The 15854-nt window shown below is 59.2% G+C and carries 13 protein-coding genes and 3 pseudogenes; all 16 read left to right on the forward strand.

What is annotated here, in order from left to right; translation table 11 throughout:
- The first annotated feature begins 28 nt into the window (after window positions 1-28).
- The 16 genes and pseudogenes from N6V40_RS11450 (at window position 29) to pyrF (ending at window position 15849) form a co-directional block, all read left to right on the forward strand.
- Window positions 29-424, forward strand: a complete 396-nt coding sequence (locus N6V40_RS11450) for a hypothetical protein (RefSeq protein ID WP_262197749.1) — start codon at window positions 29-31, stop codon at window positions 422-424.
- The gene (mltG, locus tag N6V40_RS11455; protein WP_262197750.1) at window positions 394-1425 is read left to right on the forward strand and encodes an endolytic transglycosylase MltG; all 1032 of its coding nucleotides are present in this window, start codon (window positions 394-396) and stop codon (window positions 1423-1425) included. The genes N6V40_RS11450 and mltG overlap by 31 nt, the downstream gene beginning before the upstream one ends.
- A gap of 42 nt (window positions 1426-1467) precedes the next feature.
- Window positions 1468-2307 carry a shikimate dehydrogenase family protein gene (locus N6V40_RS11460; RefSeq protein ID WP_262197752.1) on the forward strand — a complete coding sequence of 280 codons (840 nt, stop codon included), beginning with the start codon at window positions 1468-1470 and terminating at the stop codon, window positions 2305-2307.
- A 29-nt stretch (window positions 2308-2336) separates the two neighbouring features.
- The gene (gene aroC / locus N6V40_RS11465; protein WP_131088264.1) at window positions 2337-3536 is read left to right on the forward strand and encodes a chorismate synthase; all 1200 of its coding nucleotides are present in this window, start codon (window positions 2337-2339) and stop codon (window positions 3534-3536) included.
- Between the two features lie 13 nt (window positions 3537-3549).
- Window positions 3550-4038, forward strand: a complete 489-nt coding sequence (locus N6V40_RS11470; RefSeq protein ID WP_262197754.1) for a shikimate kinase — start codon at window positions 3550-3552, stop codon at window positions 4036-4038.
- A 78-nt stretch (window positions 4039-4116) separates the two neighbouring features.
- Window positions 4117-5207, forward strand: a pseudogene (gene aroB, locus N6V40_RS11475) (3-dehydroquinate synthase).
- A gap of 2 nt (window positions 5208-5209) precedes the next feature.
- Window positions 5210-5740 carry a tetratricopeptide repeat protein gene (locus N6V40_RS11480; protein WP_131088261.1) on the forward strand — a complete coding sequence of 177 codons (531 nt, stop codon included), beginning with the start codon at window positions 5210-5212 and terminating at the stop codon, window positions 5738-5740.
- Window positions 5741-5862: 122 nt separating this feature from the next.
- Window positions 5863-6423, forward strand: coding sequence for an elongation factor P (gene efp, locus N6V40_RS11485; protein WP_131088260.1), 561 nt, complete (start codon window positions 5863-5865; stop codon window positions 6421-6423).
- A pseudogene (gene nusB, locus N6V40_RS11490) lies at window positions 6423-6832 on the forward strand (transcription antitermination factor NusB). The gene efp and the pseudogene nusB overlap by 1 nt, the downstream one beginning before the upstream one ends.
- A 391-nt stretch (window positions 6833-7223) precedes the next feature.
- Window positions 7224-7793 carry a bifunctional pyr operon transcriptional regulator/uracil phosphoribosyltransferase PyrR gene (pyrR, locus tag N6V40_RS11495; protein ID WP_131088258.1) on the forward strand — a complete coding sequence of 190 codons (570 nt, stop codon included), beginning with the start codon at window positions 7224-7226 and terminating at the stop codon, window positions 7791-7793.
- Window positions 7790-8752 carry an aspartate carbamoyltransferase catalytic subunit gene (locus N6V40_RS11500; RefSeq protein ID WP_131088257.1) on the forward strand — a complete coding sequence of 321 codons (963 nt, stop codon included), beginning with the start codon at window positions 7790-7792 and terminating at the stop codon, window positions 8750-8752. The genes pyrR and N6V40_RS11500 overlap by 4 nt, the downstream gene beginning before the upstream one ends.
- Before the next feature lie 11 nt (window positions 8753-8763).
- On the forward strand, window positions 8764-10068 hold the full coding sequence (locus N6V40_RS11505; protein WP_262197756.1) for a dihydroorotase: 1305 nt from the start codon (window positions 8764-8766) through the stop codon (window positions 10066-10068).
- Window positions 10061-10567, forward strand: coding sequence for a PH-like domain-containing protein (locus N6V40_RS11510; protein ID WP_242632439.1), 507 nt, complete (start codon window positions 10061-10063; stop codon window positions 10565-10567). The genes N6V40_RS11505 and N6V40_RS11510 overlap by 8 nt, the downstream gene beginning before the upstream one ends.
- Window positions 10568-11737 carry a glutamine-hydrolyzing carbamoyl-phosphate synthase small subunit gene (carA, locus tag N6V40_RS11515; protein ID WP_131088255.1) on the forward strand — a complete coding sequence of 390 codons (1170 nt, stop codon included), beginning with the start codon at window positions 10568-10570 and terminating at the stop codon, window positions 11735-11737.
- Window positions 11737-15015 (forward strand): carbamoyl-phosphate synthase large subunit, encoded by a 3279-nt coding sequence (carB, locus tag N6V40_RS11520; RefSeq protein ID WP_131088254.1) that lies wholly within the window; start codon window positions 11737-11739, stop codon window positions 15013-15015. The genes carA and carB overlap by 1 nt, the downstream gene beginning before the upstream one ends.
- Window positions 15008-15849, forward strand: a pseudogene (pyrF, locus tag N6V40_RS11525) (orotidine-5'-phosphate decarboxylase). Before carB ends, pyrF begins: the two are co-directional and overlap by 8 nt.
- Window positions 15850-15854 lie beyond the last annotated feature (5 nt).

Raw genomic sequence — 15854 nt, forward strand, 5'->3', positions numbered from 1 at the left:
TACGAACCGCCCCGAGAAACGAGAGTCAATGCGAGAAGAAGCCCGTCATGAGCGCCAACGCGATACACATCGCGCGCTATACGAAAGCTTCTCGGCGGGCCAACGTCCGCCGATCGCAGAACCTTCGGCTCCGGAACTAACCGGCCTGAATCACTACAGCGGTGGCGCTGCACAGCAAACCGCCGCTGCCTCGGCAAGCACGAGCGCACCAGAAAGCCAGGACGGGGAGAATACCAACACCCGGTTCCTCCCCGCCTTGGCACCTGCGCAGGGCACCCAAACCACGGGAGAGCAAGCATCAGAAACGATGTTTGCCAGCTCTTTGACCGGCGAAATCCCTTCCGTGTCTAAGCGCGAACGACGCAAAAAACCCGGCGCAAGCGCAACGTCGTCATGCTGGCCACCGTCATTATTTTTGCCCTGATCGTCGCAGGGTCGCTGTTCTTCGTTAAGGCTCTGGTTAAGCAATTTAATCCCGACGACTATCCGGGCCCAGGCGGATCCGCCGTGGAATTCACCGTCGAAGATGGCTGGGGCGTGGGAGTGATCTCGCGCAAGCTTGAAGAGATGGACGTGATTTCCAACGACAAGCTGCTCATTAAAGCAGTTGAGGATTCCGAATCCACAAACAAGTTCATTCACCCCGGCACCTACCTGCTTAAGTCGCAGATGCCGGCAGCGGACGCGGCCAAGGTTTTGGTTAATAACAAGCCGGGCAAGGTCTTCTACATTGGGCTGAAAGCTAACCTCCGCCTTGACGCAGCACTGAGCGAGATCGCTAAGAGCTCTGGGTTGAAACTAGCGGACCTGAAAAAGCTGGCCAATCAGCCAGAAAAGTTCGGGCTTCCCTCATCTGTGCCCAACCTTGAAGGTTGGCTGCACCCAGGGGAGTACCGCTTTGAGCTGGGCACCAACGCCAAAACCGTTCTCGCCAAGATGGTTAAGGGCACCAAAACAACGTTGAAAAACGCTGGAATCACCGATCTGAAACAGGGTTACCGGACCTTAACCGTTGCCTCCATCCTCCAAGCCGAGGCGCGCGAGAAGGACTACGCCACCGTAGCCGGAGCGATCGAAAATCGTTTGGACCCAGGCAATAAGGAAACCCACGGCTTATTGCAGGTGGACTCGGCGGTCATCTACGGTCTCAAGCGCTACAGCCTGCAGTTCAGTCCGTCGGAGAAAAAGGACAAGGCCAACAAGTACAACACCTATGTACATACCGGCCTAACTCCGACGCCGATCGGCTCTCCCGCAGATGCTGCGATCAAGGCGGCAGCTAATCCGGAAGATAACGGTTACTACTACTGGGTGACGGTCAATATCAGTACCGGCGAAACCAAATTTGCCTCCACCTATGCAGAACACCAGCAGAACCAGGCACAGTTCCGAACCTGGTGCTCAGAAAATCCCGGCGTCTGCTAGACACCACCCGCAGTAACTCCACAGCAGAAAGTGCAGGAAAAGATGAAGCAGGCTGCGGTTCTGGGCCACCCGGTGAGCCACTCGAAGTCACCAGTATTGCATCAGCGTGCCTACCAGCTTCTCGGGGCCGATCTGAGCTACGAGGCGATCGATCTGGAGCCTGGCCAAAGCGCTGCGCACATAGCTCGACTGCGTACTGAAGATTGGGCCGGCTGCTCGGTGACCATGCCGCTCAAAGACGTATTCCTGCCCTACATGAACGAAGTTTCCACCCGAGTCCAACGCCTCGGTGCACTGAACACCATTGTGGTGCGTGACGACGGAACACTGTTTGGGGAAAATACCGACGTTGACGGGCTTATCCGCGCGGTTCGGGATTTTTCTCAAGCGCCATTTGGTCAAGCGCTGATCCTCGGATCGGGCAATACCGCGTTGGCAGCCTTGCAGGCCTGCGCTGAGCTGAGCGTACAGCAAGTCTTTTTGGTGGTTCGCTCTCTTCGCAGCGCCTCCCGGGCCCTGAACTTAGCTAATGAGCTGTCGCTCAACCCGGTCATCCACGAAATCTCAGGCATCACCGAAGAAGTTGGAGCTCAGCTCCGAGAACTGCCGCTGGTCTTTAGTACCCTGCCGCCACGCGCGGCCGATACTTGGGTCTCAACCCTTGGTCCGGGAACCGGCATCCTGCTAGACGTCGCCTACGATCCGTGGCCCTCGCAGTTAGCACAAAACTGGGCTGGACCGGTGATTTCCGGGTTGCACATGTTGGTGCATCAAGCAGTGGAACAAGTCAGCCTCTTTGCGCACGAGGCATGGGATGAGCAGCGTCGTGTTGACGTCACAAATGCGATGTTTGACTCTCTGGGCCTGACTCGACACCAGTAAATACGTCATGTCATGGCAAAATAGAGGACATGTTGCGTTGGTTGACCGCGGGCGAATCGCATGGCCCGGCACTTGTTGGAATTCTCGAAGGACTACCTGCCGGAGTATCGGTAGATAGCGAAGTAGTACGCGAAGCGTTGGCGCGTCGCCGTCTAGGCTATGGCCGCGGTGCGCGTATGAAGTTTGAAAAGGACCAGGTTACTTTCCTTGGCGGAGTCCGCCACGGTAAGAGCCAGGGTGGCCCGGTGGCCATCGAAATCGGGAACACCGAATGGCCTAAGTGGGAACGCGTGATGAACGCTGACCCCGTTGATCTGGACGAGCTGGCATCCATGGCGCGCAACGCGCCACTGACTCGCCCCCGTCCAGGCCACGCCGACTTCACTGGCATGCAGAAGTACGGTTTTGAGGACGCTCGTCCGATTCTAGAACGTGCTAGCGCCCGTGAAACCGCGGCCCGTGTGGCCCTGGGTGCGGTCGCCTCACGATTCTTGAACGATCTTGGCATCGAACTGGTCTCGCACACCACCGCTGTTGGTGCTGTGTCGTCCCCAGAAGGTGCTCCGTTGCCTACCGCCGCCGATGTTGCCGCACTGGACGCCGATCCATTGCGTTGCTTTGACGCCGCGACCAGCGAAGCTATGGTTGCCGAAGTTGACGACGCGCACAAGGCAGGGGAGACCCTGGGTGGTGTGGTTGAGGTTTTGGCCTACAACCTGCCTCCGGGTATCGGCTCCTACGTACATTGGGATCGCCGACTAGATTCCCGTTTGGCCGCAGCCCTGATGGGCATCCAGGCCATCAAGGGTGTTGAAGTGGGCGACGGCTTTGCTACCGCAGCCCGACGTGGCAGCGCTGCCCATGACGAAATTGTTTACGCCGAAGATGGCAGCATCAAGCGCAACTCCAACCGCGCAGGCGGCATCGAAGGTGGCATGAGCATCGGTGAAGTACTGCGTGTACGCGCTGGTATGAAACCAATTGCGACCGTTCCACGTGCGTTGCGCACCATCGATACGGCCACCGGCGAAGAGACCACCGCCCACCACCAGCGTTCGGATGTCTGCGCGGTTCCAGCCGCCGGTGTTGTTGCCGAAGCTATGGTCGCGCTGGTTCTTGCACAGAGCCTGCTGGAGAAATTTGGCGGCGACTCGGTGACCGAAACCAAGCGCAATATCGACTCCTACCTAGCTAACATCCCGGATAATCTGGGATCGACCGGCGTCTAGGAAGCATTCGGTAATGATTTACCTCATTGGTCCGATGGCCAGTGGCAAGTCCACCGTGGGCAGGTCGCTGGCCACGGCCTTATCCACTAGTTTTGCCGACTCCGATGCTGCGGTGGTGTCCCATCACGGGACCATTCCGCAAATTTTTGCCGAACACGGTGAGCAGCACTTCCGCGACTTAGAGGTTCAGGCCCTGGCCCGATTACTCACCGGAGTGGTCGCTACCGGCGGCGGCGCGGTGTTGCGTGAAGAAAACCAGCAGCTACTTTCCCGAGGCACCGTGGTTTATCTCGAGCTTGGCCAAGAGGCCGCTTCGGAACGGATTCGCCAAGACTCCAACCGGCCATTGCTGGCAGGTGACGAAGCACTCACCGTCTGGGCACAGGTCTACGAAAAGCGTCGCCCCATTTACGAAATGCTAGCTGACGTGCAGGTTGTGGTGGACGGCAAGTCCGTTCTACAAATTGTCGAAGAGATTTTGCCGCAACTTGAGCAACTGTGATTAGGACCACGAGATGCAAGTTCTGCTCATTTGCACGCGTACGCTAGAAAAATCATCACCATCAGGAGGAATAGACTGATGCCATTGGCACCGACCACTCTTAAGGTCTCGGGAAACACCCCCGCCGAATCGTATCCAGTACTTGTTGGCAACGGACTTTTGTCTCACTTGCCAGAGCTACTTGGATCTTCGGTTAAAAGGTTTTGGTTATTCACCCCCGCGCCTTGCGCACCACCGGCGACGTAGTTCGTGACGAATTGGCCAATGCTGGCCTTGAGGCACTAACCGCTGAAATCCCGGATGCCGAAGAGGGCAAGCACATCCAGGTTGCATCATTCTGCTGGGAGGTGCTGGGCAAGAACGATTTCACCCGCACCGACGCAGTGATCTCCGTAGGCGGTGGCGCGGTGACCGACCTCGCTGGCTTTGTTGCCGCCACCTGGCTTCGCGGCGTGAAGGTCATCCACATTCCTACCTCGCTGTTGGCGATGGTTGACGCAGCCGTGGGCGGCAAGACCGGAATCAATACAGCAGAAGGCAAAAACCTGGTTGGCGCCTTCCACCCACCTGCCGCCGTATTGGCTGACCTTGATGCTTTGGCGACGTTGCCTAAGAACGAACTGGTTACGGGCATGGCCGAAATCGTCAAAACCGGCTTCATCGCAGATGAACGCATTCTGGAATTGATCGAAGAAGACCCAGCCGAGGCTATCGAGCCAGGCAGCGCACGCCTTCGTGAACTGATCGAGCGCACCATCGCGGTCAAGGTTGACGTGGTCAGCCGGGATCTGAAGGAAGCTGGCGATCGTGAGTTCTTGAACTACGGTCACACCTTGGCCCACGCTATCGAACTTGCCGAGCGCTACCAGATGCGTCACGGCGCAGCCGTATCCATCGGTCTGTGCTTCGCTGCTGAACTGGGACGTTCGGTGGGGCACACCTCCGATGAGGTTGCCGATCGCCACGTGAACATCTTGAAGTCACTGGGGTTGCCAACGACCTACCGCAACGACCGTTGGGCAGCACTGCTTGATGGAATGAAGCGCGATAAGAAGGCCCGTGGCGACCAGCTGCGCTTTGTTGTTCTTGAAGCCATTGGCAAGCCACGGATTTACGAAGTACCGGATAATTCGCTGCTCTTTGCGGCCTACCAGGAAATCGGGGAATGAAAATGGGTGACTACACCGCATACGCCATTGACGTCGCATCGGTAAACCGTCAGGGCGTCGGAACTTCGGTCGAAGGCGTTTTGGTCGATCCTGAAACCCTCAAGCCCTATGTCGCCGACGAGCAGGCCGCCGAGCACCAGATGCAGGTTGGTTCGCCGACCGATCAGGTCATGATCCTGCTGGCCCGAGGCCACCTGGCTGAAGCCGGCGAGCTGATCGCCGAATCCCGCTTGATTGACCCAACCAACGCACACCTTCGTGTATTGGACACCGAGCTAACCCGCATGCAGGGTGATTTTGATCGTGCGATCAACCGCCTGCGCAAGCTGGCCGAAGAATTTGCTGGCACCGATTACGAGCCACTGATGCATCACCACTTGGGACTTTCGTTCTACGCCAAGGGCGACTACAAGGCTGCGGCGACTCGTTTCCGTAAGGCTATGGACCTTCGCCTCGAGCTCGGCGACGACGCCTACTTGGTGAATGCATCGAGCATTTGTTTGAACATTGCCGAAGAGCGCGTCGAGCAGTAAGCCAGGCAGTAACGAGCGCCACCGGGTCAAACCCTAACGCAGAAGCGGTCGGTAGGGTAAAGTTATAGATGGTTTTTTGATAATGCCAGTGCATGCTGGTGTAAATAGAGGATTGAGGAAACGTGGCGGATACAACTGACATCAAAAATGGTGTGGTGCTGAAGATTGAGGGCCAGCTTTGGACCATCATTGACTTCCAGCACGTCAAGCCAGGTAAGGGTGGCGCTTTCGTCCGTACCAAGATGCGTAACGTGATGACCGGCAAGGTAGTCGACAAGACTTACAACGCTGGTACCAAGATCGAGACCGCAACTGTTGACCGTCGCGACTACCAGTACCTCTACCAAGATGGCGATGACTACGTCTTCATGAACTTGGAAGACTACGACCAGATCACCGTTCCAGGCGAGACCGTAGGCGAGACCGCCGGTTTCATGCTGGAAAACCAGGAACTGACCATCGCCATGCACGACGGCAGCCCACTGTACCTGGAACTGCCGGCTTCGGTTGTTTTGGAAATCACCTACACCGAGCCAGGCCTGCAGGGCGACCGCTCCTCGGCTGGCACTAAGCCAGCTACCTTGGAAACCGGTAAGGAAATTCAGGTTCCACTGTTCGTAGAGCAGAACACCAAGGTCAAGGTTGATACCCGCACCGGCGATTACCTGGGTCGTGTCAACTAGTGAGAGCCCGCGCCAAAGCCCGTCGCCGAGCCCTGGAATTCCTGTTTGAAGCTGAAGCCCGTGACGTTGATCCAATGAGTGTCGCTATCTCTCGCCGGGAAAACTCGGACATCGTACTCAACGAGTACTCGCTGACGATCCTCGAAGGCGTCATGGCCCATCTGGACCGTATTGACGAAGTTCTAGAGAGCTACGTCAAGGACTGGACCATTGAGCGTATGCCTGCCGTTGACCGTTGCGCCCTGCGCATCGGTGTGTGGAATTGCTCTACAACGACGATGTTCCCGACGCCGTAGCCGTGGCAGAAGCCTTGGTTAACGTTCGCGAGCTATCCACCGACGAGTCACCTGAATTCGTCAACGGCGTTTTGGGTCGAATCCAAAGCGTCAAGGACACCTTGGTTGACTAATACTTTGGTCAACTAACCGCGTTCCTCAGTTTTCTAGCCTGGGCCCGATCTCCATTGTGAGATCGGGCCCAGGCTTTTTGCGCCCATTTCACGCTGCGATGGAGGAGCATCACACCGCTGCTTTATTACCCGCATGGAGCTTCTATTAATCTCTCGATCACGGTGTGCCAAGGCCAATACTGGCAGCCTCACTTAGCTGCTGCGGGGGCTAAGGTGCCTAATTCTCAGGGTGCGTGGGCGCAGAGCTATACATCGAGTGATGCATTTCACTGGCCATTCAGTGTCATGCATAGCTTTCCGCTAGGGAATCGGCCCCGGATCGTGATAATTTGAATTAGCAATATTCCTTTAAATGCCGTCCCGTGAGGCGGAGAAGGGAGAGGTGCACAGCATGAATGAAAATTCAGTGCCAGATGTGTCGCGCACGGTTCTGACCGGCGACGATATTGATCGTGTACTCACTCGTGTGGCTTTCGAAATTATCGAAGCCAACAAGGGCACAGATGACCTTGTGCTCCTGGGCATTCCCAGCCGTGGTTTCCCGCTGGCGCAGCGCTTAGCGCAACGCATCGCAGCTTCCGCGCCTGAACATTTGGACCCAGCAACTCTTGTAGGTCAGCTCGACATCACCATGTACCGTGACGATCTGCGCCACTCCACCACACGCACCCCGGCCCCAACCCGCCTTCCGACCGGTGGGATCGACGGAAAAGTTGTGGTCCTGGTCGACGACGTACTCTATTCAGGGCGCACCATTCGTGCAGCGCTGGATGCCCTCTCCGACTGGGGACGGCCGCGCATCGTGCGCCTTGCAGTCCTCGTTGATCGAGGCCACCGTGAACTACCCATCCGCGCTGACCATGTAGGCAAGAATCTGCCCACGGCCAAGAGCGAAAAGGTGCGTGTGCACCTTGCAGAAATTGATGGCAAGAACGAAGTGATTATCGAGGGCGCCGCATGAAACACCTGCTATCCACCGCGGATCTAACCCGCGAAGAAGCCATCTCAATCTTGGATATCGCCGAAGAAATGCGCGAATCCGGCACCCGAGCCATCAAAAAACTTCCCGCGCTACGCGGACGCACCGTGGTCAACCTCTTCTTTGAGGACTCCACCCGAACCCGCATCTCCTTTGAAGCTGCCGCCAAGCGATTGAGCGCTGACGTCATCAACTTCTCTGCGAAGGGTTCGAGCGTTTCCAAGGGCGAATCACTGAAGGATACCGCCCAAACCCTGCTGGCTATCGGTGCCGACGCAGTAGTCATCCGCCACCCAGATTCCGGTGCCCCGGCCAGACTTGCTGCCACCGACTGGATCGGCCTGCCGATCGTCAACGCTGGCGACGGAACCCACGAACACCCCACCCAGGCGCTGCTGGACGCATTCACCCTGCGCCGCCAGGTGGCACTACGCGAAGGTGTTAACCCGCTGGGCAAAGGCCTTGATGGTCTGAAGGTCGCGATCGTCGGGGATATTCTGCATTCCCGCGTGGCTCGATCCAACCTGTGGCTGCTGAACACCCTCGGCGCTGAGGTCACCATGGTGGCCCCGCCAACCCTGCTTCCAGTGGGCGCCCACGCTTGGCCGTGCACCATCAGCTACGGCCTCGACGCAGTGATCGCGTCCGGGATCGATGCACTGATGATGCTGCGCGTCCAAGGTGAGCGCATGAACGCTGCCTACTTCCCGAACCCACGCGAATATTCACGCTACTGGGGACTGGACGATGCCCGCCTGGCCACCCTTGACGCTTCGGGCGCCGAAACGTTGATCATGCACCCGGGCCCGATGAACCGTGGCCTGGAAATCTCCTCGGCTGCCGCCGATTCACCGCGCTCCACGGTGCTCGACCAAGTCACCAATGGTGTGGCCGTGCGCATGGCCAGCCTCTATATGCTCCTCTCCGGCGACCTGATCTGAAAGAAGACCCCATGAACTATTTGATCCAACAGGCCGCCGTACTCGGTGACACCGTGCAAGATGTGCTCATCGTTGACGGGAAGATCGCGCAGATCGGCAGCATCGAAGCCACCGAGAACGTACAGGTCATCAACGCGAAGAACCTGGTGCTCCTGCCAGGTCTGGTTGACACCCACACCCACCTGCGCGAACCAGGCCGCGAAGACGCTGAAACCGTGGAAACCGGTTCTCAAGCTGCTGCCCTTGGTGGTTACACCGCCGTGCACGCAATGGCCAACTCCACCCCGGTGGCGGACAACGCCGGCGTGGTTGAGCAAGTGTACGAACTGGGCCGTCAGGCCGGCTGGGTGGATGTCCGTCCGGTAGGTGCGGTCACCGTAGGCCTTGCCGGCAAGCAGCTGAGCGAAATCGGCGCCATGGCCGATTCGCGCGCTGCCGTGAAGATGTTCTCCGACGACGGGATCTGCGTCTGGGACCCACTGTTGATGCGCCGTGCACTGGAATATGTGAAGGCCTTCGACGGAGTGATCGCCCAGCACGCCCAGGAACCACGTCTGACCGAGGGTGCCCAGATGAACGAGGGCGAAGTTTCCTCCATCTTGGGCATGCCAGGCTGGCCAGCGGTCGCCGAAGAGTCGATCATCGCACGCGACGTACTACTTGCCGAGCATGTGGGTGCGCGCCTGCACATCTGCCACGTCTCCACCGCCGGCTCGGTAGAAATTATCCGCTGGGCCAAGGCTCGCGGAATTAACGTCACCGCCGAAGCCACCCCGCACCACCTGTTGCTGACCGACGAAAAGGTTCGCACCTACGATCCGGTGTACAAGGTCAACCCGCCATTGCGCCGCGAAGCCGACGTGCAGGCACTCCGTGCGGGCCTCGCCGATGGCACCATCGACGTGATCGGCACCGACCACGCCCCGCACCCTTCCGAATCCAAGGATTGTGAATGGGGAGCTGCGGCCATGGGCATGACCGGTCTGGAGACCGCGCTGTCCATCGTCCAGCACACGCTGGTGGATACCGGGTTGCTCTCCTGGGCCGATGTGGCCCGGATTACCTCCACCGTGCCTGCGCAGATCGGCCGTGTTGCCGATCAGGGCCGACCAATCGCGGTAGGGGAGCCAGCCAACCTGACTCTGGTTGATCCGGCTGCTACCTGGACGGTTGACCCGAGCGTTATGGCCACCAAGGGCCGGAACTCACCGTTTGCCGGAATGCAGCTACCGGGTTCGGTACGCGCCACCTTCCTGCACGGTCACGCCACGGTGCTCGACTCCAAGCTCGCTAGCCCGAGGCCGGTCCATGCCTGAGGGAGCACTAGGCCCGATCATCATTACGGTGCTGATCATCGCAGCCGGCATCACCATGATTTTGCTGGGCTGGCGGAACCTCAAAGCCCGCCAATCGGACATCCCGGAGCCCTACGCTGAGTTTGCCGATACGCTCGAACACAGCTTCACCGGAATGTATGTGGCCACCACCAAGTTTGATGACTGGCTGGACCGCATTGCCGTGCATGATCTGGGCGTGCGAACCAATGCCACCTTGGAATTGGGAAGCCACGGCATTCACCTGATCCGATCCGGCAGCCGCGATCTGCACATCGGGTGGGAGCACTTCGAAAACGTTAAGCGGTCCAGCGGGATGATCGGCAAATTTGTCGAGAAGAACGGGCTGATCGTGATCACCTGGAATCGCGAAGGATTCACCTTCGACACCGGATTCCGTCCCCGCTATGCCGAGGACACCCCAAAGATTTATCAGTTGCTGGCGTCGCACACCGACGTAAGCCGAGCAGGAGACAAATAAGTGAATTCTCTGAGCAACCTACCAGCCGTGTTGGTACTCGAAGATGGCCGCATCTTCCGCGGGCGCAGCTATGGCGCCGTGGGCACAACCCTGGGTGAAGCAGTGTTCACCACCGGCATGACCGGCTACCAGGAAACCCTGACTGACCCTTCCTACGCACACCAGATCATCGTGCAGACCTTCCCACACGTGGGTAACACCGGCGTGAACTCGCAGGATCCGGAGTCCACCCGCATGTGGGCTGCCGGTTATGTAGTGCGCGATGCTGCTCGTCGACCAAGCAACTGGCGAAGCGAGCGCACCTTGGACGATGACCTAAAAGAATATGGCATCGTGGGCATCCGCGGTGTGGATACCCGTGCACTGACTCGCCACTTGCGTGAAGTTGGCGCGCTGAAGTCCGGCGTGTTCTCCGGCGATGCTGCGGCCAAGTCCGACGCCGAGCTTATCGAGATCGTCAAGGCACAGCCACCGATGGCCGGCCGAAACATCTCCGCTGAGGTCTCCGTCGCGCAGGCCTACATCGTTGAGCCAGCCGATCACGGCTACACCGGTGCCATCAAGCACACCGTGGCCGCGATCGACCTGGGCATGAAGTCGATGACCCCGCACCGCCTGGCCGAGCGTGGTTTGCGTGTGCACGTCTTGCCGCACGATGCCACCCTGGAAGATATCAAGGCCACCGGCGCCAACGGCGTGTTCTTCTCCAACGGACCTGGTGACCCAGCCACCGCCACCAAGCAGGTGGAGCTAGTTCGTTCGGTGCTCGACGCCGGACTGCCATACTTCGGAATCTGCTTCGGCAACCAGATGCTGGGCCGCGCGCTCGGCTTTGATACCTACAAGTTGCGCTTCGGCCACCGAGGCATCAACCAGCCGGTCATGGACAAGTCCACCGGTCGGGTAGAAATCACCAGCCAGAACCACGGCTTCGCCGTTGACGCGCCGATCGAGGGCTCACAGCTGGCCCCGGTTGAGCGTTTTGGCAAGGTCGAAGTTTCGCACTACTCCCTGAACGACCACGTGGTGGAAGGCCTGAACTGCTTGGACATTCCAGCCTTCTCAGTGCAGTACCACCCAGAAGCCGCATCTGGCCCCCACGATGCCGCCTACCTCTTTGACCGCTTCATCACCGCGTTGGATTCCGCCGCAGAAAAGGACAGCAAGTAATGCCTAAGCGCACCGATCTGAAATCAGTTCTCGTCATCGGTTCGGGCCCGATCGTTATCGGACAGGCCGCTGAATTCGACTACTCCGGCACCCAGGCACTTCGTGTGCTCAAGGAAGAGGGGCTGCGAGTTGTTCTGGTGAACTCCAACCCGGCCACCATCATGACCGACCCGGAATTCGCCGACGCCACCTACGTTGAGCCGATCACCCCAGAGGTCGTCGAAAAGATCATCGCCAAGGAACGCCCGGATGCGATCCTGCCAACCCTGGGCGGCCAGACCGCACTGAACACCGCCATCGCACTGGATAAGTCCGGCGCCCTGGAAAAGTACAACGTGGAGCTGATCGGCGCGAACATCGAAGCCATCGAGCTCGGTGAAGACCGCGAGAAGTTTAAGGGCGTGGTGGAGCGTTGCGGCGCCGAATCGGCCAAGTCGGTCATCGTACACACCCTGGACGAGGCTTTTGCTGCCGTCGAGGAACTGAACTACCCAGTTGTTGTCCGCCCATCGTTCACCATGGGTGGCTTGGGTTCGGGCATGGCCTACAACCCAGAAGACCTGCGCCGCATCTGCGGTGCCGGCCTGCAGTATTCGCCAACCACCGAGGTGCTCCTGGAGGAGTCCATCCTGGGTTGGAAGGAATACGAACTGGAGATGATGCGCGACAAGAACGACAACGTTGTAGTCGTCTGCTCCATCGAAAACTTCGATCCGGTCGGTGTACACACCGGCGACTCGATCACCGTCGCCCCAGCGATGACCCTGACCGACCGCGAATACCAGAACCTGCGCGACATTTCGATCGCCGTCATCCGCGAAGTTGGCGTGGACACCGGTGGCTGTAACATCCAGTTTGCTATTGAACCGGACACCGGCCGCGTAGTGGTTATCGAGATGAACCCCCGCGTTTCACGCTCCAGCGCACTAGCTTCCAAGGCCACCGGCTTTGCGATCGCCAAGATCGCCACCAAGCTGGCCGTGGGTTACACCTTGGATGAGATCCCGAACGACATCACCCAGAAGACCCCGGCCTCCTTCGAACCGGCTCTGGACTACGTTGTGGTCAAGGTCCCACGCTTTGCCTTCGAGAAGTTCCCGGCAGCGGATAAGACCCTGACGACCACCATGAAGTCGGTCGGCGAAGCGATGGCCCTGGGCCGTAACTTCACCGAGGCACTGCAAAAGGCCCTGCGCTCACTAGAGCAGAAGGGCTCGGAGCTGAGCTTCGAGACCATTGACGAATCCGAGCACGAAGCCGTACTGGCCTCCATCGTCAAGGGCTCCACCGAGCGCCTGTCGCTGGTCCAGCGCCTGCTCTACTCGGGTCTTTCGATCGAGCGCCTGTACGAAGTGACGTCGATCGACCCTTGGTACCTGGATCAGCTGGCGCTGATCAACGAGACCGCACAGCTGGTTGCCGCCAATAAGCACCTGCCTGAAGACATTTTGCGCGAAGCCAAGCACCACGGCTTCTCCGATGCTCAGCTGGCACAGCTGACCGGCAAGTCCGAGGCCGTGGTTCGCGGTATTCGCCACGCACTAGGTGTCCGCCCGGTGTTCAAGACCGTTGATACCTGCGCGGCCGAGTTTGAAGCCTTCACCCCGTACATGTACTCCACCTACGATCAAGAGACCGAGGTGGTGGCGCACGAGAAGAAGTCGGTCATCATCCTCGGCTCGGGTCCAAACCGCATCGGCCAGGGCATCGAGTTTGACTACTCCTGCGTGCACGCGGTGATGGCCTTGCGCGCCGAAGGCTACGAGACCGTGATGGTCAACTGCAACCCGGAAACCGTGTCCACCGACTACGACATTTCCGATCGCCTCTACTTCGAGCCATTGACCCTAGAGGACGTGCTGGAAGTAATTCACGCCGAAGAGCAGACCGGCGGTGTATTGGGCGTGTTTGTACAGCTGGGCGGCCAGACCCCACTGAAGCTTGCTGCTGAGCTGAAGGCTGCCGGAATTCCGATTCTTGGCACCTCGCCTGAGGCTATTGACTTGGCCGAACACCGTGGCGCTTTCCAGCGTGTACTGGATAACGCCGGGCTGATCGCACCAAAGAACGGCACCGCAGTATCCTTCTCCGATGCCAAGGCCATCGCCGACTCCATCGGTTACCCGGTCTTGGTTCGCCCTTCCTACGTGTTGGGCGGGCGCGGCATGGAGATTGTGTACGACGAGGCCAACCTCTCGCGCTACATCACCAACGCCACCGAAATCACCGTCGACCACCCGGTATTGGTTGACCGCTTCCTCGAAGACGCCATCGAGATCGACGTTGACGCACTTTACGACGGAACCGATCTGTACGTCGGCGGCATTATGGAGCACATCGAGGAAGCCGGTATTCACTCCGGCGACTCGGCCTGCACCTTGCCTCCGATCACCCTCGGCCCAGATGTGCGCGACCGCGTGAAGGCCGCCACCTTGGCTATCGCCCAGGGTGTTGGTGTGCGCGGACTGATCAACATCCAGTTTGCGCTCGCATCGGACATCTTGTACGTGATCGAAGCGAACCCACGTGCCTCGCGCACCGTGCCGTTCACCTCGAAGGCTACCGGCGTGCAGCTGGCCAAGATTGCAGCGTTGATCGGCGTGGGTAAGACCCTGGCCGAACTGCGTGGCAACTACTTGCCAGCGGTGGGCGACGGCGCACACCTGCCAGATTCGGCGCCGATCGCGGTCAAGGAAGCGGTTATGCCATTCGCTCGCTTCCGCACCCCAGAGGGCAAGGTAGTTGACTCCTTGCTCGGCCCAGAGATGCGCTCCACCGGTGAAGTGATGGGCATCGATAAGTACTTCGACACGGCCTTCGCCAAGAGCCAGGCCGCCGCGAACAACCCACTGCCAACCTCCGGCAAGGTCTTCGTTTCGGTGACCAACCGCGACAAGCGTTCGATCGTCCTTCCGGTCAAGCACCTGTCGGACAACGGATTTGAGATCATCTCCACCGGTGGCACCGCCGAGGTTCTGCGTCGCAACGGCATCCCAACCAAGGTTGTGGGCAAGTTGCATGAAGGTGGCGACTCGATCGTCGATCTGATCAACGCTGGCGAAATCGGACTCATCCTGAACACCCCTTCGGGTTCCGACGCCCGTGGCGACGGTTACGAGATCCGCGCTGCAGCTACCTCAGTGGGCACCCCGGTGATCACCACGGTGGCCGAATTTGGCGCCTCGGTTCAGGCGATTGACGCCCTGCGCGAATACGCGTGGGATGTCACCAGCTTGCAGGAGCACGAGGCTCACCTGAATGCGGCGCGCAATGCCTAGCCCGATCCTATTTGGTGACCGCCTGCGTTCTGCCATGCAGGCTTACGGCCCGCTGTGTGTGGGAATCGACCCGCATCCGGCGTTGCTGGAAGCCTGGGGGCTGGAAAATACGGCCGAAGGTGTGCGATCTTTCTCACTGACCGTGGTGGAAGCCATGGCCGGTGCCGCCGCGATCCTCAAGCCGCAGGTTGCCCTTTACGAGCGTTTCGGTTCGGCCGGTTTTGCTGCCCTCGAGGAAACTTTGGCTGCGGCCAAGGCTGCCGGGCTGCTCACCTTGGCCGATGCGAAACGTGGGGATATTGGTTCGACCATGGCCGCCTATGCGACCGCTTGGCTCGATGATGAATCTCCGCTGGCTTCCGATGCGGTAACTCTGAGCCCATACTTGGGTTACGAGTCCCTGCGTCCGGCGCTCGATCTGGCTGCCGCCACCGGCGGGGAGTGTTTGTCCTCGGGCTGACCTCCAACCCAGAAGGCCCCTCGGTGCAGCACGTTGGTGGTGAAAACTCGGTTGCTAAATCAATTATCGACCAAGTCACCCGGGAAAATGCTGCTGCAGTAGATTTGGGTCACGTCGGTTTGGTAGTTGGCGCCACCATCGGGGACGCACCACAAAAACTGGGCATCGACCTGAGCGCCAGCAAAGCTCCGCTGCTCACTCCGGGCCTCGGGGCTCAGGGTGCGACCGCGAAAGATATCGCCAAGTCATTCGCCTCGAGCTACTCGCAGGTGCTGGGCACCAGCAGTCGAGACATTCTCAAAGTCGGGCCGAATGTAGCGGCCCTTCGCGAGAAAGCACGCAGCGTACGCGATGAATTGATCGCCGCGGGGTAGTTGAA

The sequence above is a fragment of the Glutamicibacter sp. M10 genome (assembly GCF_025452055.1).
Taxonomy (GTDB): domain Bacteria; phylum Actinomycetota; class Actinomycetes; order Actinomycetales; family Micrococcaceae; genus Glutamicibacter.

Coding starts and splice junctions, on each gene's coding strand:
- N6V40_RS11450 (WP_262197749.1), top strand. CDS start 29: ATGCGAGAAGAAGCCCGTCATGAGCGCCAACGCGATACACATCGCGCG.
- mltG (WP_262197750.1), top strand. CDS start 394: ATGCTGGCCACCGTCATTATTTTTGCCCTGATCGTCGCAGGGTCGCTG.
- N6V40_RS11460 (WP_262197752.1), top strand. CDS start 1,468: ATGAAGCAGGCTGCGGTTCTGGGCCACCCGGTGAGCCACTCGAAGTCA.
- aroC (WP_131088264.1), top strand. CDS start 2,337: ATGTTGCGTTGGTTGACCGCGGGCGAATCGCATGGCCCGGCACTTGTT.
- N6V40_RS11470 (WP_262197754.1), top strand. CDS start 3,550: ATGATTTACCTCATTGGTCCGATGGCCAGTGGCAAGTCCACCGTGGGC.
- N6V40_RS11480 (WP_131088261.1), top strand. CDS start 5,210: ATGGGTGACTACACCGCATACGCCATTGACGTCGCATCGGTAAACCGT.
- pyrR (WP_131088258.1), top strand. CDS start 7,224: ATGAATGAAAATTCAGTGCCAGATGTGTCGCGCACGGTTCTGACCGGC.
- N6V40_RS11500 (WP_131088257.1), top strand. CDS start 7,790: ATGAAACACCTGCTATCCACCGCGGATCTAACCCGCGAAGAAGCCATC.
- N6V40_RS11505 (WP_262197756.1), top strand. CDS start 8,764: ATGAACTATTTGATCCAACAGGCCGCCGTACTCGGTGACACCGTGCAA.
- N6V40_RS11510 (WP_242632439.1), top strand. CDS start 10,061: ATGCCTGAGGGAGCACTAGGCCCGATCATCATTACGGTGCTGATCATC.
- carB (WP_131088254.1), top strand. CDS start 11,737: ATGCCTAAGCGCACCGATCTGAAATCAGTTCTCGTCATCGGTTCGGGC.